Source organism: Nitrospira marina (assembly GCF_059568365.1).
Map to the genome: position 1 here is coordinate 2,472,248 of NZ_JCANTH010000001.1, position 21,837 is coordinate 2,494,084.

General features: G+C 53.1%; 14 protein-coding genes. 12 read left to right on the plus strand and 2 right to left on the minus strand.

Translation table 11 applies throughout. The features are described 5' to 3' along the window. Nucleotides 1-155 precede the first annotated feature (155 nt). From LX98_RS10290 to LX98_RS10330, 9 genes are all read left to right on the plus strand, one after another. Nucleotides 156-3,329: an efflux RND transporter permease subunit gene (locus LX98_RS10290; RefSeq protein WP_496428811.1), complete on the plus strand. Its 3,174-nt coding sequence runs from the start codon at nucleotides 156-158 to the stop codon at nucleotides 3,327-3,329. Between the two features lies 1 nt (nucleotide 3,330). Continuing rightward, the gene (locus LX98_RS10295) at nucleotides 3,331-4,665 is read left to right on the plus strand and encodes an efflux RND transporter periplasmic adaptor subunit (RefSeq protein WP_496428812.1); all 1,335 of its coding nucleotides are present in this window, start codon (nucleotides 3,331-3,333) and stop codon (nucleotides 4,663-4,665) included. Nucleotides 4,666-4,720: 55 nt separating this feature from the next. After that, the gene (locus LX98_RS10300) at nucleotides 4,721-6,289 is read left to right on the plus strand and encodes an efflux transporter outer membrane subunit (RefSeq protein WP_496430590.1); all 1,569 of its coding nucleotides are present in this window, start codon (nucleotides 4,721-4,723) and stop codon (nucleotides 6,287-6,289) included. A 715-nt stretch (nucleotides 6,290-7,004) separates the two neighbouring features. Further along, the gene (gene sthA / locus LX98_RS10305; RefSeq protein WP_496428813.1) at nucleotides 7,005-8,411 is read left to right on the plus strand and encodes a Si-specific NAD(P)(+) transhydrogenase; all 1,407 of its coding nucleotides are present in this window, start codon (nucleotides 7,005-7,007) and stop codon (nucleotides 8,409-8,411) included. 403 nt (nucleotides 8,412-8,814) lie between these two features. Continuing rightward, nucleotides 8,815-10,158: a cytochrome ubiquinol oxidase subunit I gene (locus LX98_RS10310; RefSeq protein ID WP_496428814.1), complete on the plus strand. Its 1,344-nt coding sequence runs from the start codon at nucleotides 8,815-8,817 to the stop codon at nucleotides 10,156-10,158. Between the two features lie 11 nt (nucleotides 10,159-10,169). Then, the gene (gene cydB, locus LX98_RS10315; RefSeq protein WP_496428815.1) at nucleotides 10,170-11,204 is read left to right on the plus strand and encodes a cytochrome d ubiquinol oxidase subunit II; all 1,035 of its coding nucleotides are present in this window, start codon (nucleotides 10,170-10,172) and stop codon (nucleotides 11,202-11,204) included. A 316-nt stretch (nucleotides 11,205-11,520) separates the two neighbouring features. Beyond that, nucleotides 11,521-12,228, plus strand: coding sequence for an HAD family hydrolase (locus LX98_RS10320; protein ID WP_496428816.1), 708 nt, complete (start codon nucleotides 11,521-11,523; stop codon nucleotides 12,226-12,228). 520 nt (nucleotides 12,229-12,748) lie between these two features. Beyond that, on the plus strand, nucleotides 12,749-14,413 hold the full coding sequence (pgi, locus tag LX98_RS10325) for a glucose-6-phosphate isomerase (RefSeq protein ID WP_496428817.1): 1,665 nt from the start codon (nucleotides 12,749-12,751) through the stop codon (nucleotides 14,411-14,413). A gap of 198 nt (nucleotides 14,414-14,611) precedes the next feature. Then, the gene (locus LX98_RS10330) at nucleotides 14,612-16,240 is read left to right on the plus strand and encodes an acetolactate synthase large subunit (protein WP_496428818.1); all 1,629 of its coding nucleotides are present in this window, start codon (nucleotides 14,612-14,614) and stop codon (nucleotides 16,238-16,240) included. 214 nt (nucleotides 16,241-16,454) lie between these two features. Here the strand turns inward: LX98_RS10330 and LX98_RS10335 are convergent, their stop codons facing one another. After that, nucleotides 16,455-17,999 (minus strand): Do family serine endopeptidase, encoded by a 1,545-nt coding sequence (locus LX98_RS10335; protein WP_496428819.1) that lies wholly within the window; start codon nucleotides 17,997-17,999, stop codon nucleotides 16,455-16,457. 602 nt (nucleotides 18,000-18,601) lie between these two features. Between LX98_RS10335 and LX98_RS10340 the strand changes: the two genes are divergently transcribed. The 3 genes from LX98_RS10340 to LX98_RS10350 all read left to right on the plus strand — a co-directional run bounded on the left by LX98_RS10340 (nucleotide 18,602) and on the right by LX98_RS10350 (nucleotide 20,139). Next, nucleotides 18,602-18,982 carry a hypothetical protein gene (locus LX98_RS10340; protein WP_496428820.1) on the plus strand — a complete coding sequence of 127 codons (381 nt, stop codon included), beginning with the start codon at nucleotides 18,602-18,604 and terminating at the stop codon, nucleotides 18,980-18,982. After that, nucleotides 18,979-19,392: a hypothetical protein gene (locus tag LX98_RS10345; protein ID WP_496428821.1), complete on the plus strand. Its 414-nt coding sequence runs from the start codon at nucleotides 18,979-18,981 to the stop codon at nucleotides 19,390-19,392. The genes LX98_RS10340 and LX98_RS10345 overlap by 4 nt, the downstream gene beginning before the upstream one ends. Before the next feature lie 108 nt (nucleotides 19,393-19,500). Continuing rightward, nucleotides 19,501-20,139, plus strand: a complete 639-nt coding sequence (locus LX98_RS10350; RefSeq protein WP_496428822.1) for a hypothetical protein — start codon at nucleotides 19,501-19,503, stop codon at nucleotides 20,137-20,139. 154 nt (nucleotides 20,140-20,293) lie between these two features. Here LX98_RS10350 and LX98_RS10355 read toward each other — a convergent pair whose 3' ends face one another. Further along, a complete protein-coding gene (locus LX98_RS10355; RefSeq protein WP_496428823.1) occupies nucleotides 20,294-21,763 on the minus strand; it encodes a Do family serine endopeptidase in 1,470 nt (489 codons plus the stop codon). Between the last annotated feature and the right edge of the window lie 74 nt (nucleotides 21,764-21,837).

Sequence of the window (21,837 nt, forward strand, 5' to 3'; positions counted from 1 at the left end):
TTTTGCTATTCGGTAATCAATTTGGTAATTGTTCTGCTGTTCGCCAGAAAAGATGCTTGCGTCAGGGGATGTATCTTGTACGGTTCATGAGGTACGCAGTGTCCCAATGACAAAAACCGGCATCCGCCTATAGCCGCATTTAGCAGAGATTGCGCATGAATCAGCTTGTCCTCATTGCTTTGCGAAGGCCTTTGACCTTCGTTGTTCTTGCCATTCTTATCGTGATATTCGGGACGAAGTCGGTGCTCCAAACCCCAACCGATGTCTTTCCGAATATAAAAATTCCCGTCATCTCCGTGGTTTGGTCCTACGCAGGTTTGCTGCCGAGTGATGTATCCGGACGTATTACGTTTTATTTCGAACGCGCCTTGACCTCCACTGTCGAAGGCATCAAGAAGATTGATAGCAAATCCTATTTCGGCATCAGTATTATCAATATTTTTCTTCAAGAGGGAGTCAACCTTGCCGGGGCGGAAGCCGAGGTTGCGGCAATTTCGCAAACAGTCGTGAAGGCGCTGCCCCCGGATATTTCTCCCCCCATGATCATGCGTCTCGAAGCGTCCTCAGTGCCGGTGGCCATGCTGCAAGTCACCTCCGACACGCTAACGCCCGCGGAACTCTATAACCTTGCCTTTACCCAAATCCGGCCTCTTCTCGTGACGATTCCCGGAGCGATCCTGCCGCATCCATACGGAGGACAACCGAAACAACTCCTGGTCTCGCTCGATCAGCAAAAACTACTTGCCCGTGGCCTCACTCCAGCAGATATTTTCCATGCCTTCGATAGGCAGAATAAGGTGTTGCCGGCGGGTGACCAAAAGATTAACACCACCGACTGGATGGTTCAGACAAACGCGATGCCGTTGCAGGTCGAGGATTTTAACAATATCCCGATCAAGCGAGACGGAAATGCCTTCATTTATATGCGTGATGTCGCCAATGTGACCCTTGCCGGCCCGCCACAAACGAATGCCGTGCTGGTGGAAGGCAAACAAGCCGTCACCCTCGTCGTCATGAAAAGCGGTGAGGCTTCGACCTTGGAAGTTGTTGATGGGGTCAAGAAGGCGATTCCGCGAATTGAAAAGATTGTGCCCAAGGGCGTAGAGGTTAAAATTCTCAACGACGCGTCGCTCTTCGTGAAGGAATCGATCGCGGACGTGGTGAAAGAAATGGCCACAGCTTCCGCACTGGTTGCCCTTATCGTTCTGTTGTTACTTGGTTCATGGCGACCAACGGTTATCATCGCCACCTCAATCCCGCTCTCGATCCTGTCAGCACTCATCTGCTTAAACTTAGCCGGAGAATCGCTGAATCTTATGACGCTAGGTGGATTAGCGCTGGCCGTCGGCATACTCGTCGACGACGCGACGGTCATGATTGAGAATATCGACACCCACGTCGCCATGGGCAAACCCCTCGATGAGGCGATCGTCGACGCCGCCAATCAGATCATCGTCCCCACGTTGGTCGCCACGTTAAGCATCGCCATCGTCTGGCTCCCGCTCTTCGAGCTCAGCGGCGTTTCCGGCTGGCTATTTGCACCAATGGCCAAGGCGATCATTTTCGCGATGCTCTCATCGTTCATCCTTTCCCGGACGCTTGTGCCAACCATGGCGAAATATATCCTTGCGGATCACCACGAGGCCGCTGAGGAGGGTGGAGGCGACGAACCGGATAAACGCCGAAGCTTCTTCGTCCAATTCCAGCAAGGTTTCGAACGCGGCTTCGACCGGTTCCGTGAGGGATACAATGCCCGCCTCGAACAAGCCATTGCCCATCGCCGCACCTTCGTCGTCATCTCTCTCTCGCTCGCACTTGTCTCCCTCAGCCTGTTCTATTTCAACGGACGAGACTTCTTTCCCGAGGTCAAGTCGGGAACCATGCAGATGCATATGCGAGCGCCGCTCGGCACACGTATTGAGGTCTCAAGCCGTCTCAGCTCTCTCGTTTCGAAGGACATCGCGCAAATGCTTCCAGGGCAGGTCGAAGGGGTCGTCAGCAATTGCGGTCTGCCGGTCGGACCGCATAACCTCGCTTTTATACCGACACCGACGATCGGGTCGCAGGATTGCGACCTGACGATCGACCTGAAAAATGAAAAGTCCCCGGTTTGGGACTATCGGCGTGTCCTCCGCAAAGGTCTACGAGAGCGATATCCAGGCACAGAATTCACGTTTCAGCCGGCTGATCTGACCGCAAAAATTCTCAACTTTGGCTCGCCGGCGCCGATCGATGTGCAAATTAATGGGATGGAGATGTATGCCAACTACGAGTTTGCACGGAAATTGGCAGGAGAACTTCGCAAAATTCCCGGCGCCAGCGACGTGACGATACAGCAGACGATGCGCACACCCACCCTTTTCGTTGAAGGCCAGCGCACGTTCGGTCTCGGCACAAACCTGAGCGAGGGGGAAATTGCCGACAATCTGCTGTTGTCCACCTCTGGGAGTCAACAAATCGACCAGCAATATTGGCTTAATCACAAAACGGGCATTTCCTATCAGATCAACATCTATACGCCGCAGCCTCAGCTCACGAGTATTAAAAATCTCATGACGGTGCCTGTCGATCAGAACAATCTCGACTCGTCGCAAGATAACGTACAGCTACTCGGCAATGTGACCACACATTCAATGATCGGTACGCCAGGCCTGATTTCGCACGCAAACATTATGCCGCTGTTCAATATCTATGTGTCTGCCGAAGGGCGCGACCTCGGAGGCGTTCTGGCGGATGTCGAGAAGGCTGCCAAGGATCTGGAGGACGAGTTGCCACGCAGTGCCGCGCTTGAAATTCATGGGCAGGCGGAAACCATGTACGAGGCATATGTCGAGTTGATTGTCGGTCTCATCTTTGCCGTCGTGCTGGTGTATCTCCTGATCGTCGTCAACTTTCAATCTTGGCTGGATCCCTTTATCATTATTACAGCATTGCCCGGGGCTCTGGCGGGTATCGCCTGGGCATTGTTCCTGACACACACGAATATTTCCGTGCCGGCGCTGACGGGGGCCATCATGACGATGGGCACCGCAACCGCCAATTCGATTCTTATCGTATCCTATGCCCGTGAACGGCTCGAAATGCATGGAGACGCAATTGTGGCTGCTGTCGAAGCCGGAAAAGCCCGCATCCGTCCGGTGCTCATGACGGCATCGGCCATGATCATCGGCATGCTGCCGATGTCGATGGGCAACTCCCCCAATGCGCCGTTGGGCCGGGCTGTCATCGGCGGTCTGATGGTCGCGACCGTATTCACCCTGTTTTTTGTGCCCTGCGTCTATGCCATCATCTACAACAGGCGAGGGTCTGGCCAAAAGGCCAGTGGATAATATGAAGATCCTGCGTGGAAAAGGCCTTGTGATCCTCGCCATCCTGCTGGGTCTTCTATATATGGGCTATCGAATCTATGCACACAACAGCAGCGCCGCTGCGTTACGCGAGGAGACCCTTGCCGGCGCCGTCCCAATCGTAGCCATCATCAATCCCAAACCGTTACCGTCAACACAGACCATTACCCTCCCAGGCAATATTCAGGGTTGGTTTGAGGCGCCGATCTACGCCCAGGTCTCGGGCTATGTGAAAATGTGGTACACGGATTACGGAGCGAAGGTGAAGAAAGGCGATGTCCTGGCCAAAATCAACGCGCCGGCTCTTGACGCTCAATATCGCCAGGCCAAGGCGGACCTGGCGTCTGAGCGCGCCCTATATGGTCTCGCCAAATTGACCGCAAAACGTTATCTGGCTCTCCGCCATAATCATTCCGTCTCCGAGCAGTCGATTTCAGTAAAAGTGGCAGAGGCGAACGCCCAAGCGGCAAGGGTCAATTCCGCAGAGCAGAATGTCAGAAATTTCGAGGCGCTGATTCGGTTCAAAACGATCGTGGCGCCCTTTGATGGTGTGGTGATTGATCGCAACATCAATGTCGGTGACTATGTCAACAAAGAAGGCACGATTAGTTCTCCCGGTGCGATCAGCAACCTCTTTACTGTGGCCGACGTCAGCAAGGTGCGCCTCTTTATCTCTGTGCCGGAGTCTTTCGGGGCATTCCTCAAGCCAGGCCTGACGGCTGAGGTAACTGTGCCGCAATTGCCCAGTCGTCGTTTTACCGCAAAATTCCTGACTGTCGCAGGAGGATTCAATGTGAGCACACGGACCGCGGTTACCGAATTCGTGCTGGACAACGAGGATAGAGCCCTCTGGCCTGGCTCATACGCCAAGGTAAGTCTCACCACGCCCGTTGATTCTGATTATCTCACGATCCCAACCAGCGCGATGGTGTTCCAGGAAAATGGCACAGAAGTCGCGGTGGTGACGGATGACGATCGCATTCAATTTAAATCGATCACCGTAGGGAAAATTCTTGACGCCACGGTTGAGGTCACAGAGGGAATTACCCCAACCGACCGCATTGTGAATAATCCCAGCGCGGCTTTGCTCGAAAACGACAAAGTGCGAATCGTCACACCAGCTCCGGGATATGATCGTCTCAACACCGACGCACCGATGCCCAAGGCCCAAATTGACGCATCAATATCAACTGGCCAGGCCGATACACCTTTGGCAAAGGACCAAATCGACGCATCAATGTCAAAGGGCAAGGCTTATACACCTGGGGCAAAGAACCAAACCGACGCACCTATATCAAATGACCAATCATCAAAATAACGGCCCTCGAAACATGTTGAGGGAAGGTTTGCGAACACCACCAGAAATTCCATGTATGTTATTGACTTGGGTATGGCATAGCAGCGTTTTAATAATTGCTCTTCATTTATCGGCATGCTTGCCACACGTGGATCTCGCGCCGGACTACCAACCGGCCGAATTCGTCGTCCCCGTTTCATGGCACGGTTCCAGTCCCTTCGTCGAAGCGAAACCCTCGGATAATGAATTACGACAAGATTGGTGGACGCTGTATAACGATCCGGTATTGAACAACCTTGAAGAACAGGCCATGGGTGCTAATCCGGATCTGCAAGCGGCTGCTGAACGGTTTGTCCAGGCCCGCGATATGATGATGAAAGCCCGGTCACGTCGCATCCCCCAAGTGGGCCTGGGATTCGGCACCTCCCGCAATAGGCAATCCGAAAATCATCTGTTTCGCGATCCCGATATCTCGGACACCGCATCGACGGTCTCAATCGGAGGGATTGCATCCTGGGAACCCGATTTCTGGTCGGCGATCCGGAACGCCACGCGTGTAGAGATGTACCGGGCCGAAGAACGTGCCGCTGAATATGGGCTTGCGCGACTCAGTTTACAGGCCGAAATTGCGGCAGACTATTTCACGCTACGCGGTCTCGACGCGCAACTTGCGATTTATACCAAATCAATCGATCTCTATAAGGGCTCGCTGGAACTGATTACGAACCAGTTCACCGTCGGGATCGCGTCACAACTTGACATTGCCCGTGTCGAATCGCTGCTGTACAGCACTGAGACAAAAGAAGCCGAGGTTCGAGGCCAACGACAGGTGACGGAGCAGGCAATCGCGATCCTTCTCAATAGGGCGCCGGCCAGTTTCACGATCGACCCGGTCAACGACCTTCGTGTGGAAAATTTCGAGGTGCCCCAGACAATTCCATCAACCTTATTGGAGCGTCGCCCCGACATCGCGGCGATGGAGCGCCGGATGGCCCAGGCCAACCGCGCCATCGGCATCGCTCGCGCCGCCTTTTATCCTAATGTGACGTTCTTAGCCGGCGGGGGGTTCGAAGATTCCGGCTTCGATCTGATCAAGCTTGCCAATAGTTTCTGGTCCTATGGGTCGGCCATTGAGCTACCGCTCTTCCAGGGTGGATTTCGCCGCGCCCAATTACAGCAATCCTGGTCGGTCTATCGCGAGACGGAAGACCGCTACCGTTCGACAGTGCTCAACGCCTTTCGCGAAGTCGAGAACAATCTGAGCCTGACCAACCAGCTCACCACTGCAGCCAAACGGCAAGACGCGGCCGTCGGGGCCTTTCTCAAAACGCAAGACCTGACCTCCAGCCTCTACTTTGGCGGACTGGCCTCCAGCCTTGAGCTCATTTACGCCGAGGTCAACACGCTCGCGGCGCGTATCGACGCTGTGGTCATTAAGGCCACCCTGCTGAAATCTTCCGTAGCCCTCATTCGTGCGCTGGGCGGGGGCTGGAACCGCAACCAATTGCCCGCCGATGAACAGATCCAGCCCTTCGATACGTTCCAATATTTTGATCTTGACAAACCCCCACCCGCCGGGGGAATCGATGTCAACGCGGACAATAACGCGGTAAATAATGATTTGACCAAACCACCCACTCCTTGATTCACGCTCACCCCTGATCAATGGAAATGGCTTATGCGTGGGCTCGGCACCTGGACCAATGGAATCTCCAACTTGAACATGTGCGATATCCGGAGGCCAAGTTATGACAAGTTCAGGAACTTACCTGCGGGCACCATGAGTTAAAGCCGGCATGGCGCAGGGATGAAAACCAATGCAGGATAATTTTTTGAAGGCTACACCCGGACAACGGAATACCGTCGAAGAGGGCCACTGATGACAGAAAGCCACATGCTTGAGCGGTACCTTGAATCTAAGTCATGCCATCAAGAAATCCCCTACGGGGATGGACATGATTTTTATGGGATTCCTCGGTTTCGGAATATTTATGGCCGGGGGCTTTCCTGTGCACACATCGGCATTGCTCAGTTGAGTATCGTAAGGTTGTAAGTCAGACAGCATACTCAATGCTAATGAATTGAGGGTGACAATTATGGAGTCGGTATTTTCCCGGCCTTGTTGGGGCAAATACCGACACGAGTGAGAGGGGCATGGACAGCATTCCCAACCGACCGATAGAGGTACAACAGTAATCAGCAAGTCGCGAGGGATCAGTCCTTTCGCATTGAGGAGAATGGCAGAGTGAAAATGCTTGAGACTCTTCCCCATTCTATGTTTACATCGAGGATGCTTAAGAACATCCGGATATCATCTTGGCACATGGCATCAAATATATTGTGATATATCTTGGATTCAAATGAGTAACCAATTCGAATTTGATCTTTTATGCATCGGCAGCGGCCCGGCAGGCCAACGAGCGGCGATTCAAGCCGCCAAGTTCAGGAAGCGGGTGGGAGTAGTTGAACGTCAGCAATGCGCGGGCGGCGTGTGTATAGAACTCGGGACCATTCCCAGCAAAACTCTGCGCGAGGCCGTGTTATCCTTCATGGCCACCAACCATCCGTTTGTCCAACAGACAAGAAACCGGGAACGGCACCGTCCCACAGCGGAACAATTATTTTCTCGTGTGCAACTCGTCCGAAATCGCGAAGTCGACGTCGTGGAGGACCAGCTTTGGAGGAATGATATCGAACTCATTTCCGGCGAAGCCTCTTTCACCGACCCCCATACCCTTGTTATTCACACAGAACACGAGACGAAAACCGTCACGGCTGAGAATATTCTGCTTGCCGTTGGAACCGTAGCCGCTCCGCCACCTGGTACCGGCGTGGATGGTGAAATCATTGTCACCAGTGACGAGATGGTCCATCTCACATCCTTGCCCAAAAGATTGGTGGTAGTCGGCGGGGGCGTAATCGGGATGGAGTATGCGTCAATGTTTGCCGCACTCGAAATCGATGTGACCGTAGTGGACAAACGGGAGCGCTTGCTGGAATTCCTGGACAACGAAATCGTTGAGGAACTCATTCATCAAATGAGAAACCGGGATGTAACTTTCCGATTGGGAGAAACCGTGGAAAAATTGACCATAACTGAAGGCCTTCCCAAACAAGCTGTGATACAACTGGAGTCAGGGAAGCGCCTTGTGTCCGACATGGTCCTATATTCCGCTGGGAGAATCGGCGCAACCGATCGATTAAATCTGGCTGGTGCGGGCCTGACGGCGGATAATCGTGGGCGCATTGCGGTCGATCAAGCTTTTCGAACGCAGATCCCCCATATTTTCGCCGCCGGAGACGTCATTGGGTTCCCCAGTCTGGCCTCCACCTCCGCCGCGCAAGGTCGACGGGCTGCGTGCCATGCCTTCGGGGTCAGTGCCGGTCCCATGGATACACACTTTCCCTTCGGCATCTATGCCATTCCTGAGATTTCCATGATCGGCGCCCATGAACATGAGCTGACCGGAAAAAAAATTCCTTATGAAACCGGCGTTGCCCGCTATAAGGAAATCGCTCGCGGGCAAATTATGGGAGATGACAGTGGTTTGCTCAAAATGCTGTTTCATCGAGAGACCCGAAAGCTCCTCGGCGTCCATGTGATTGGCACTGGTGCCACGGAGCTCATCCATATCGGGCAAGCGGTGCTGGAATTAGGGGGAGGTCTGGACTATTTTCTTGACCGTATCTTCAATTATCCGACTCTTGCGGAATGTTACAAGGTGGCCGCCTTAAATGCCTTTAATAAAATTTCACAAATAGGATAACACCCCACGACGACGTTGATGGATCGTTGACGAATCCTAGTTTTTATATTGGAAGGTTGTCGTTTGAATCCTTTCCAACCATCAAACAAGTTTTCCACCCACCATGATGAACAGGTATCTTCACCCGTATAAGACAGAGAGGCATTTTTTGAAAGGCTCAATGTGAATTCATTGGAGTAAATTTTCCCGATAAGACGACGGTCAGGATCTTTGTCCGGAGATACTTCTCATTTCTTGGCAAACTGTTTGTGTATGGAGTGGACTGGGTCATCCCACTCTCACTCTACCTGTTGGATGTGTTACGCCGGTAACACGGTTAGGGGAAAGACTCCCTAGCTAGAAGAAGTTCTTTAGCCGGATGATTCTCGTTCAGGGGCGTCACTGTTCAGTTCGAAGGATTTCTATGGCCAGCGCGCTACTCTACGACCGCCTGCAATTTGCCTTCACCGTCACGTTTCATTATCTCTTTCCGCAATTGACGATAGGGCTGGCCTTACTGCTGCTTTACCTGCGAAGCCGTGCGCTCATTTCCGGCGACGACCACTACAATCAGGTTGCCCGATTCTGGACAAAGATCTTTGCCTTGAGTTTTGCCTTTGGTGTCGTGACCGGTATTCCCCTGGAATTTCAATTCGGCACCAATTGGGCGAAATTTTCGAACTACGCCGGCGGGGTGATTGGCCAAACACTGGCCATGGAAGGCCTGTTTGCGTTTTTTCTGGAATCCTCGTTTCTCGGCATCCTGCTGTTCGGCGAGGGGCGATTCAGCCAGCGGGTGCAATGGGCCGCATCGCTGATGCTGTTTCTCGGATCCTGGCTTTCCGGCTATTTCATTCTGGCAACGAATGCCTGGATGCAACATCCGGTTGCCTATACGGTGGCTCCGGACGGACGGTTGTTCGTCGACAGTCTTTCCGGTCTGCTCACGAATCCTTGGCTAGTCTGGCAATTCGCCCACAACATGACGGCCGCGGTCGTGACCGCCTCATTCGTGGTGGCCGCTGTCGGTTCGTTCTACCTCCTATCCGGCCTGCACGTAAAATATGCGAAGACGTTCCTCCGCACCGGGGTGGTGGCAGGCGCCATCGCCACGGCACTGATGATCTTCCCGACCGGCCACGAAAATGCCAGACAGGTTTTTGAACACCAACCGGTCAAAGGTGCCGCATTCGAAGGGCTCTTTAAAACCGAGCGTGGCGCGGGGATGGTGCTTATCGGCCAACCGAACCTCGAAACCCTGACGATCGACAATCCGCTCGTCGTGCCGGATGTCTTGAGTCTTCTGCTTTTTGACGAACTCTACGCCGAGGTTAAAGGGCTTGAGGCCTTTCCACGTGCAGAGTGGCCGGACAATGTCGCGCTGCTCTACTATGCCTATCATGTGATGGCAGGGCTCGGAACCCTACTTGTATCGATCATGGGTCTGTCGCTGCTCTGGCTATGGCAGGGGCGATTGTTTACGGCGAACTGGCTGCTCTGGATGCTCATGCTTGCCGCTCCGTTTCCCTATCTCGCCACCACGGCCGGCTGGATGACCGCCGAACTCGGCCGCCAACCCTGGCTGGTATATGGCCTGCTCCGCACGGCTGATGGTGCCTCACCGCTGGTCCATTCCGGAAACGCACTGTTTACGTTACTCGGGTATCTCGGCATCTATCTTGTGTTGGGACTGCTTTTCCTTTTCCTTATGGCTGAAATCATACGGCATGGCCCGGCGGGCTCATTCTCTGAGTCTGCAAACCCATAGGAACCGGTACGATGGAAACTTTCTGGTATGTTGCCGTCACGTTGATGCTGGCTGTCTTTGTTGTCCTTGACGGCTTCGACTTCGGCCTGGGCATCGTCTATGCCTTTGTCGCGAAAAATGAAACGGACCGGCGGTCGGCGTTGGCCGCCATCGGTCCCATCTGGAACGGCAACGAAGTGTGGCTGATCGCTGCCGGTGGTCTGTTATTCTTTGCCTTTCCCAAGGCCTATTCGGCAGGGTTCAGCGGTTTTTATCTGGCCTTACATCTAGTCTTGTGGCTGCTGATTGCCCGTGGACTCGCACTCGAACTTCGTTCGCATGTGGATCACGCACTGTGGCGCCAATTTTGGGACGTGGCGTTTGCCGGTGCGAGCCTCTTACTGGCTGTCGTGTTCGGCGTGGCATTGGGCAACCTCATTCGCGGCGTGCCCTTGAATTCCGAAGGCTATTTCTTCGTGGCTCTCTGGACAAATTTTATGACCGGACCGGAGCCGGGCATACTGGATTGGTTTACCGTCCTCTTCGGAGCCACAAGCGCAACGATCCTTGCCATGCACGGCGCCAATTTTCTGGCCATGAAAACGGAGGGCCAGTTGCGGAACCGGGCACGGCGTGCGGCTTGGCTGACCGGATCGGCGGTCGTTATTCTGGTCGGGCTGGCCCTGACCTCCGTTCCCTTTGTCCAACCCTTATTATTTCTCAATTATGCCGCCCATCCCATCGGATACATTTTCCCCGTTCTCAGTATAGCGACGCTGTTATCGGCTCTCGTGATACGAAGGCGCAATTGGGATACGGGAGCATTTTCCGCAACGAGTCTCTTGATTCTAACGATGCTTGCCAGCACTGCCTGGGGGTCATACCCGAACATCCTGATTGCGACAAAAAATCCGGCCAATAGCTTGACCGTAAACAACGCCACCGCCGGCGTCTATGGCCTGCAAACCGGCCTTTGGTGGTTTCTGGTCGGATTCATTCTGCTCATTGCCTATCAAGCTTGCGCCCACCAGGCGTTCCGGGGGAAGGTCAAACTCGGGGCACACTGAATCTGTCCATTCTGTAAGTTCGTCTCCACACCAGCTTCACGACCAGGATCTCTCGACGACAGAGCTTTGAGCGGAAACCCGCCATCTAAGCGCTTATGTGGAGTCACCAGAATCTACGGATGGAATGATTGGCCAAGCAACTGCCTATTATTGATCTGCGTCATCTCTGAACGTTGTGTCATCACTGCCCTGAGGGTTGGACAGACCGCGCAGGGAGATTGTACGATCTTGTTGACGAAGTAAGAAACTGTCAGAGGCAGATGCGCTCATCGAAATAGACGGAGATTGGCATATCCATGCCAGAGAGGGTAAGAACATGACCGTCCCGGAAGAGGTCGTCTTCCTATTGGATGTAGATAATACCCTATTGGATAACGACCACATCGGCGCAGACCTCAACCATCATCTTGCGCAAGAGTTTGGCGAGAATAACCGGAATCGATACTGGGACATTTTTGAGGCGTTGAGAAAGGATCTCGGTTATGCGGACTATCTGGGAGCTTTGCAACGCTACCGTGTCGAAACCATGAATGACCCGCGGTTGCTGATGATGTCCTCATTTCTGTTTGACTATCCGTTTGGAGAACGCCTCTATCCGGGCGCCCTCGACCTTCTCGCTCATCTTGATCATTGGGGCCGGACGGTCATCCTCTCGGATGGTGATGTGGTCTTTCAGCCCCGCAAGATCCAACGCTCGGGATTGTGGGACGCAGTCGAAGGGCGGGTGTTAATTTACGTGCACAAGGAACAGATGCTCGCGGATGTAGAGCGACGTTATCCAGCTCGACATTACATCATGATAGACGACAAGCTTCGCATTCTTGGAGCCATGAAACAGGTCTGGGGCGATCGTCTGACAACGATCTTCCCCCGCCAGGGCCATTACGCGCTGGATCAAAATAATCTCAAGGCCTACCCCCCGGCTGACCTTACGGTTGAGCGCATCGGCGACCTGGTCAAATATGATCTTCCCGCCTTGATGGGCATGGTCGATACCGGCCATACGGAACAGGAGACGCCTTGAAGGGGAAAATCACGTCAGGGCTATCGAAAGGAGATTAAGAACCTGTGAAATTTCGTCACATCCCAAATTGAAGCGTTGGTCTCAAATGTTGACAATCTGAGTTTCATCCATGGTAATCCATTCATCTACTCACCCTTCCGATAAGTCAGGATTCCCACGCAGGTAACATGGAAATGAACCCCGTTGCCTTTCCTGTTTTAAATCATGATCCCTCTGGGATGAACCGTCAGAGGCCTACACAATCTTTCTTGGCACACCCTATGCATCTCATAAGCCATATGCCCAAACTAAAAAAAATGGCAGGATCTACTCCTTATCTCGTGAACGATCCCTTTTCAGAGCCTTTGTTTCCTGGTACGCTCGACATCCATGACGTTAGGACCAATGAGTGAGCATGTCGGCAGATGGACACCTGCACGAAACTTCCAACGAAAAGGTACGGCTCCTTTGCCAAATCCTGGCATGATCTGATGACCAAGATTCCCGCAAAAATCACCACAATGATAAAGGTCGCATCAGCATGAGCCGCGTGAAACCGACCACTCGCAGGGCTCGCCCGGAGTTAACCAAGCGGCCCGCGTGGAAAGCGTTGGCCGCGCATTATAAGACGATCCACAGTCTGCATCTGCGCCAGCTCTTTGCCGACGATCCCGGTCGGGGCGAGCGCCTGACCGCTGAAGCCGCCGGCATTTACCTCGATTATTCGAAAAATCGCATCACCGACGAAACATTAGGCCTCCTCCTTCAGCTTGCCGAAGACTGCGGTCTGCGTGAGCGCATCGCTGCCATGTTCTGTGGTGAGGAGATCAACGTGACAGAAAGACGGGCCGTTCTGCACACTGCTCTGCGCGTGCCCGAGACCAAACGAATCCTCGTCAATGGTGTCAATATCGTCCCTGAGGTACATAGGGTTCTCGACCGCATGGCGGAATTTTCCCATCAGGTCCGCAACGGCCTATGGCGGGGACACACCGGCAAGCGGATACGCCACGTAGTCAATATCGGCATCGGCGGCTCTGACCTCGGTCCGGTGATGGCCTATGAAGCGCTGCGTCATTACAGCCAGCGCGACATGACATTCCACTTCGTCTCCAACGTAGACGGCACCGACTTTGCCGAAACCATCCGCAACCTCAACCCGGAAGAAACCCTCTTCATCATCTGTTCGAAAACCTTCACGACGCTGGAAACCTTGACGAACGCCCATACCGCGCGCGCGTGGACCGTGCGCCAGATCGGACACGAACAAGCAGTGCGCAAACACTTTGTGGCCGTATCGACCAATGCCGAAGAAGTGTCAAAGTTTGGGATCGACACGGAAAACATGTTCGAGTTCTGGGACTGGGTCGGCGGAAGGTATTCGATGGATTCCGCCATCGGCCTCTCGACCATGCTCGCCGTCGGCCCTGATCACTTTCGGGTGATGCTCGCCGGTTTTCACGCGATGGATGAACATTTCCGCACGGCTCCATTCGACCGCAATCTGCCCGTGCTCATGGGGCTCCTCACCATCTGGTATAACAATTTCTTCAAGGCAGAGACGGTCGCTGTCTTACCCTACGACCACTATCTCAAGCGCTTCCCGGCCTATCTGCAGCAGTTGACGATGGAAAGCAATGGCAAGCATGTCACGCTCGGAGGCGCAGGCGTCGGGTATCAGACAGCTCCGATTTATTGGGGCGAACCCGGCACCAACGGCCAACACTCCTTCTACCAGCTGATTCACCAGGGAACAAAGTTAATCCCCTGCGATTGTATCGGTTTTTCCCAAACCTTGAATCCGATCGGCCATCAGCATGACATGCTGATGGCGAATCTGTTTGCACAGACTGAGGCGTTGGCCTTCGGGAAGACCGCCGAGGAAGTCAAAGCCGACGGAATTCCAAGCTGGCTGGTGCCGCACCGCGTGTTTGACGGCAATCGCCCGACCAACACCATCCTTGCCGAGCGTCTGACGCCGGAAACGCTCGGGGCGTTAATCTCGCTCTACGAACACAGCGTCTTCACGCAAGGGACAATCTGGGATATCGATTCATTCGACCAATGGGGCGTTGAATTGGGCAAGGTGCTGGCAAAGCGGACGCTCGCAGAACTGGAAAGCCCGGGTGAGCCGCAGCTCAAGCATGACAGTTCGACCAACGCGCTCATCCGTCGGTACCGCCGCCTCAAGAAAAGTTCTCCCTGAATAGATCACATCCGGCAACTGGCCGGATCGGTCGGCGGGCATGTCTTCGGCGCGGCAGTGTCTGCGGCTCGCCCGGCAACGGACTTTACGGCGCGCGTAATTTCGCACTGCGACGGGGTCGCGATTATCCTGAGAAAAGCTCATATTCTCTGGCAGCGTTAATCAAATTTTTCAAGAATATTGAATCCGGAAGCACGCATGAAAGCCGCTACACTCATTGTACAATGCCTGGAGAACGAAGGCGTGAAATATATCTTCGGTGTGCCGGGCGAGGAGAATATGGATCTTCTCGATGCGATGATCGGTTCTTCTATCTGCTTTGTCATGACCCGCCATGAGCAGGGCGCGGCTTTCATGGCCGACGTGTACGGCCGATTGACCGGCAAAGCCGGCGTGTGTCTCTCCACGCTGGGACCAGGCGCAACGAATCTTATCAGTGGCGTGGCCGATGCCACCATGGATCGTGCGCCACTCGTCGCGCTGACGGGCCAAGCCGATCAGGACCGGCTGCATAAGGAATCCCACCAGCACCTTGACATCGTTTCCCTGTTTCGTCCCGTGACCAAGTGGAATGCCACCTTGCCCATTCCCGACATCATTCCTGAAGTCTTTCGGAAAGCCTTTAAGCTGGCGCTGGCCGAAAAACCCGGCGCCACACACATTGAAATTCCCGAAGACATCGCCTCTATGGAAACCGGCGGCCAACCCCTGCTCGTGCAATCGTTTCACCCCGGGGGGGCCGCACCCGAACAACTCGACAAGGCCCGACGTATCATTGCGGAGGCCAGGGCTCCGATCGTGCTTGCGGGCAATGGCGTCATTCGCGGACAGGCCTCCGAAGCGCTGGTGCGCTTTGCTGAAAAGCTGAACATTCCAGTTGCCACAACCTTTATGGCCAAAGGCACCATTCCCGATACCCACCCGCTCTCGCTCGGTGCCATTGGACTGGAGACCATGGACTATGTGAACTGCGAATTCCTGGACGCAGACGTTGTAATCGCGATTGGGTATGACATAGTGGAGTATGCGCCCCATGCCTGGAACCCCAACCGCGATAAGAAAATTGTGCACGTGGACATGTCGCCTGCCGAGGTTGACGCGTCGTACATCATCGAGGTCGGGGTCGTGGGTACGATCACTTCGTCACTTGAAGCGCTGACAGATCAGGGCCACGCGCCCGCTACTAAGCGTTCCTCACGATTTCGCCAAATGCTTCACGAGGAATTGGCACAAGGCGGTCAGGACACGTCATTTCCTCTTAAGCCGCAAAGAATCCTCGCGGATCTGCGTGCGGCGCTGGCCCACGATGATATCGTGATCTCGGATGTCGGCGCGCACAAAGTCTGGCTGGGGCGTCTCTTCCCATGCTTTCTTCCCAACACCTGCATCATCTCGAACGGGTTCGCCGCCATGGGCATTGCCCTGCCCGGCGCGGTGGCGGCCAAATTGGCACACCCGGACCGCCATGTCGTGGCGGTCACCGGTGACGGAGGGTTTCTGATGAATTCGCAGGAATTGGAGACCGCCGTACGCATGGCTACTCCCTTTGTGGTGCTTATTTTCAATGATGGCGGTCTCGGCCTGATTCGCTGGAAACAAAAGCAGCAATTCGGCAGATCGACATACGTAGAATTTCACAATATGGATATCGTGAAATACGCGGAAAGCTTTGGTGCGAAAGGGTATCGCATCGCATCAGCAAAGGAACTGGCACCCGTGCTGCGAAAGGCGTTGGATTCCAATACTCTTTCAATCATCGACTGCCCGGTCGATGCTTCTGAGAATTTACTCCTTACCCAAAGACTCGGCACTCTTCCTTGCGTCTGAGGGTCAACGATAAACACACCCGCGCATTCTCAGCAAGTCTTTTACCAACGCGATGCGCCTCACCCCGTACCTCTCTGCTTCATGTCCAATTGAATAACCCATCTTGGCTCATGATCTAACCAACTCCTGAAACAAAACGGGATACCACACCCCTCCTTTTTGGTTTCGGAAGTATGGTATCCCGTTACGACTTACCGTTTATACATTTGGTCCATTAAACTTTTACAGTCAGATACAAGGCTCCTTGACCCCTATGAATAAAAATTAAGGCGGAGGACTTGTCCGTCAAGCTGGATGTCACTTTTCTGAAATCCTCCTCCGACCGAACCGGATTACGATTGATTTCGCTGATCACATCGCCCTGAGCCAGCCCTGCCCGTGCGGCATAGCTTCCTGGCGCGACATCCATAACCACCACCCCGTTCACATTTTCTTCCACCCCTAATTGCTCGGCCATACCAGGGTTGAGATTCTGAACAGCCACCCCGGCAAGCGGTCCTTCCGTCATGCCCATTTGGCCTGCTCGTGCCACTTGGACAGGCTTATCTTGTTCACGAATCTCCGCATTCAGAGTATGCTTTTGACCATCCCGGATCACCACCATCTTCACTTCCGTTCCGATAGTGGTTCTGATGACGTGATGTTGAAGGCTACGGGGATCCAATACGGGTTTGCCCTGATATTCGACGATCACATCACCCCGCTTGAGGCCCGCCTTGTCCGCAGGACTTCCGGGAACAACATTGGTGACCAGCGCACCTTTGGATTGATCCAATTTAAAGGAATTTGCCAGATCCGTCGTGACGGCCTGTATACCGACGCCCAAAAATCCTCGCACAACTTTTCCGGTACTGACCAAACTGTCATAGACCGGTTTGGCAAGATTGGTGGGAACCGCAAATCCCACGCCTTGGTAGCCGCCGGATTGGGAAAAGATTGCGGTGTTAATTCCGACCAGTTGGCCTCGCGTATTCACCAACGCGCCACCGGAATTCCCCGGATTGATCGCCGCATCGGTCTGAATGAAATCTTCATACTGAGTAATGCCCATGCCTCCTCGACCTAATGCGCTCACAATCCCCAGCGTGACGGTGGAATTCAGTCCAAAAGGATTGCCGACCGCCAGGACATATTCTCCGACCCGAAGCTCACCGGAATTTCCCCATGGAACATACGGTAAATCCTTCCCGTCAATTTTAATGACGGCTAAATCAGTCTGAGGATCAAGGCCGATCACTTTTCCCGTGAATTCCCGATTATCCGGAAGGGTCACCATAATTTCATTGGCCCCATCGACTACATGATCATTGGTCAGCACATATCCATCACGAGAGATAATGACACCGGACCCGGCTCCCTGCCCTTCCGGAGCAGGAGGCCCGTTGGGCCTGTTGGGCATTCCTGGCATCTCCGGCATTCCTGGGATGCCGAAAAACTCTCTCATCGGATCAGACGGGATCCCAGACATGGGAACCGGCGCTTCTTTTCGAACCGTAATATTGACCACTGCAGGGGTCACCGCCTGGGCAATGTCAGCAAATCCTCCTTTATCCATATTGGGGGGGGATCCAATAGATGCAAAATCTGCCGGGTGGGAATTTGCTGCTTGCGAATGAAACGGCATATTCCATGACCCGAGCAGTAGAATTCCAGCCAGGAAGCCGATGCCGGCCAGTCCTGCCTTCCCAGTATTCATTCGGGTAAAGGACAACGGCCATTGAAACCGCCAACCACGAGAACCACGATTGTTTGTACCCATTGACACTCCTCCTTGATAGTAAGATTGCCGACCCTAAAATATTTCGTAGAGACATCCTATCTATTCAGTATAAGCTGAGGATTAATTGACTATTAATTTTGATTAATTTTCACACGATCCTTTGATAAGTCCGTCAATATGTTCGCAGCCTTAAGGAGTCCCCCCTTTAGATAAGGACAACTCGCACACCAACACCACAGATAATCCTGACGCATTTCTCCACTAAGAAATCAAGGGCCGGCAACAACCCAGTCACTAACCAGAAGAAAGGCGCCTGCGCCATATGTCATCCGAAGGCCGAGGGCAACCATTTTCCCCAATTGAGCAAACAGGGCATGCCTCCTGAATCGACCTTGGACACATCCATGAGAAGGATCAACATCGACTTTTTAAGGTGTCCGTGTACAGACAAAAACAGGTTCACGGTAGATTCCCAATGAATGTCGTGTCACAATAATGTATAGAGGACAGACAGACCGACATCCAGAAGAACAAAATGACGGTCTTTTCAGCATAGATGCCTCAATCTGCAACTGCACTTACATGGGGGTCAACGCTTTTCAGATTTTAAAAGGACGGCTTGACCGGAACAGGAGGACATCATGGAAATATTGACTCTCGTGATCGCTATCGTCGCCTTAGTGATTGCGATCATGGCCTTTCAACGAACCGGCGGGGGAATGCGCGATCTCCGTCGACAAATAGAAGACCTCACCGAAAAATCCGAACATGCGACCAAGGGGGCCCGCGACATGACCGCTGATGCCCTCAGCCGCCTGGAAACGTTTATTCGTGGACAACAGAAACCTGCGCCATCGCAGCAGGTACCCCTGGAAGACAAACTTCCGACCACACAGCCGACCTTTTCTTCAACAGAGCAGGAAAAACCAATAGACGAACCTCCAACCACACAGCCGACCTTTCCTTTAACAGAATCGGAAAAACCAATAGACGAACCTCCGACCACGGAACGGAAACCATGAGACCATGGGTCATACCGGCAGCGGTATTTTTTCTCGGATTAGGCCTTGGCTTAAGTGGCCCGATGTTAGCTTCACGGCATTTGAATTCCTATCTTCCCGCTTTTTTAAAAGACGCCATGCATCCACTTGAGGGATCGGTGACACACAAACAACGCCAGGAGGATCGTTTACTGGTCACCATTACGACTCAAGACGGAAGCATTTTAGCCACATTTCAACAACAGGTGGCTGAGATTGAGCTTCTTATTGAGGAACGAGATCTGGTGACATTAGACGTGCAAAAATACGAACCTTTTATTCACGACCCCACATTGCTTCGGGTCACAAAACACAAGGAGATGAACCCTGCCCTTGCGGCACCTCCGAATTCGTTCGTTCCATCTGCCCCGACAAAGGAACCGGCTCAATGATTGATTCCCCAGGATCTGCTCCCTAAACTAACGAGGCAGTATCGAACACATGTTTTCCTTGAAGGCGACTCACGAATTTCCCTTGTCTTATCAAAAAAAGAGGTGAAAGTGATTTGGTTAACCGAAGCACGTCAATTGAATAGGTCCATGCTATGGAACCTACAAGTTCTCCTGTTAGTGGGTATATTGACAGGCTGCGGTGCCATGAATGCCATACCCCTTCCCGAATCGCCAACTGCAGTCCAACAACTCCTCATGGCTCAAGCTGTTGAGCGAAGCTTGCATGGAAAAAACACCATGCCCATTCCCCTAACCACTGGAGATACAGTAAGTCTGGATATGGCTGGATTAAGCGTAGAACAAGGGTTGGCCGTTGCACAAAAATTTTTTAAGGGTGCGATTGGGGGTTGGCTGGGGGAAAATGGACTGAAAATCGTCATGGATCCAGCTCAAGCCAAGTACCGGATCCACATCCTTGTTCAGGGTTTAGGGGTCGAGCAACGGTCCTCTTTGTTCGGGTTACCACCAATACAGAGTGCGCTCCTCCCAATTGCCTTGCCCGAGATTGCGATATACGCTTCTCAAAAACTGTCAGGATATACCCGATTCCGCCTGGATATTTATGAGACGGCGACGGGACAGTTTGTTCGCTCCACTCCCTGGTTCCAGGGGTCAACCTACTTCAACGAATATACCATCTTGTTTTTCTTCGACTTCGAGTTTACCGATTTGATTGCTCCATTTTGATCTGGTGCTCTTATTGTCAACCAGGAGTCCTTCCATCATCCCCGGCCCATTGGGAATAACCTAAGAACCATTGGTCAAAAAGTTTAAATGCCGCAGACAACAGCTCCCTTGATAAATCCGTGAATCACCAGAAACCCTTCTCCTCCTGACTCCTTCAGGAAGATTTCACCACCACATACAAATGACGTGAGGAGCGGACAAGCACCACCAGTACCGCGTGTTCCTTCTTAAGCCGTTTAAACCAGGAGGAATACTCCCTGACGGATTCCACGGGATGCTTATTCAATTCAATAATGACGTCTCCTTCTATGACCCCCGCCAATTCAGCGGCACACCCTTCCTCAAGGAATGAGACCACCGCTCCCTTGGTGCCAGGATTCAACCCATATTCCTGAATGGCCGCCTCATCGACATCGGCCACTTCCACTCCGGCAAGAGGATGTTCCACGCGAGGCGTACGAGTACGCCCGGCCTGAGGAGTCGGTGGTTGCTCACGGATGACCGCTCTGACCTTACGTTCTTTTCCATTTTCGACCATACCCAGTTCAATCTGTTCTCCAATAGGGGCACGTGTCACTTGTTCCAGCAACATTTGCCCATCTTTCACATTTTTTCCTTGGTACTCAAAAATGACCTCTCCCCGGTGTATCCCGGCTTTGTCGGCAGGCCCACCAGGAACCACATCCGTCACTAGGGCGCCTTCCCCGCTTTTCAGTCCAAACCACGGAGCTAGCTCCGTCGTCATTTCCTGTACCCCCAGCCCTAAATACCCCCTGACAATTTTGCCATGTTTGATCAAATCCTCTAACACAGGCCTTGCTAACGAAGAAGGCACAGCGAACCCCACTCCTTGGTACCCTCCACTTTGAGAGGCTATTGCTGTATTGATGCCAACTAATTCTCCTCGGGTGTTCACTAACGCCCCACCTGAATTTCCTGGATTAATTGCCGCATCGGTCTGAATGAAATCTTCAAAGCGGGCTAACCCCATCCCGCCCCGATCAAGAGCGCTGACGATACCTAGCGTCACGGTCGAATTCAGACCAAACGGGTTGCCAATGGCCAATACATATTGGCCAACGGCCAATGAGGCGGAATTTCCCCAGGGAATCACAGGAAGTTTGTCTGCCTGAATTTTGATAACCGCCAGATCCGTCTCGGGATCCGCCCCAACAACCTTGGCTGGAAATTCACGTGCATCGGGAAGAGTGACAAGGAGATCACGGCTTTGGGCAATCACATGATTATTGGTCATAATATATCCGTCGGAAGACAGGATGACGCCTGATCCTGAACCCTTTTGACGTTTGGGTATACCCCGTGGCGGTTGGCCCTCACCAAAACCTCTAAACGGAAGTGGAACGCCTCCTCCACGGGATTCGACGATATCAACGGTTGCCGTGATATTCACAACTGCCGGGGTCACGCCTTGAGCCACGTCGGCAAATCCTGCTTGCTTAAATGTTTTTTCCTCCATTCTTTCCAGGGAGGACCCTGAGGACTCAGCTGCCCATCCGGCACCCCTGTCCATTCCAAGACTCAGCGCAACCACACCGCTACAACCGATCCACATGGCCAGGACGGAACTCAAGATCTGCATACGCCTGGGAAAGTGACGCGTCACCTGGCATTTCCTATTACCCATTTTATCCCCACAATTGGTTTCTGATGTAAGGTCTGCGATCTCGGAATAGATCA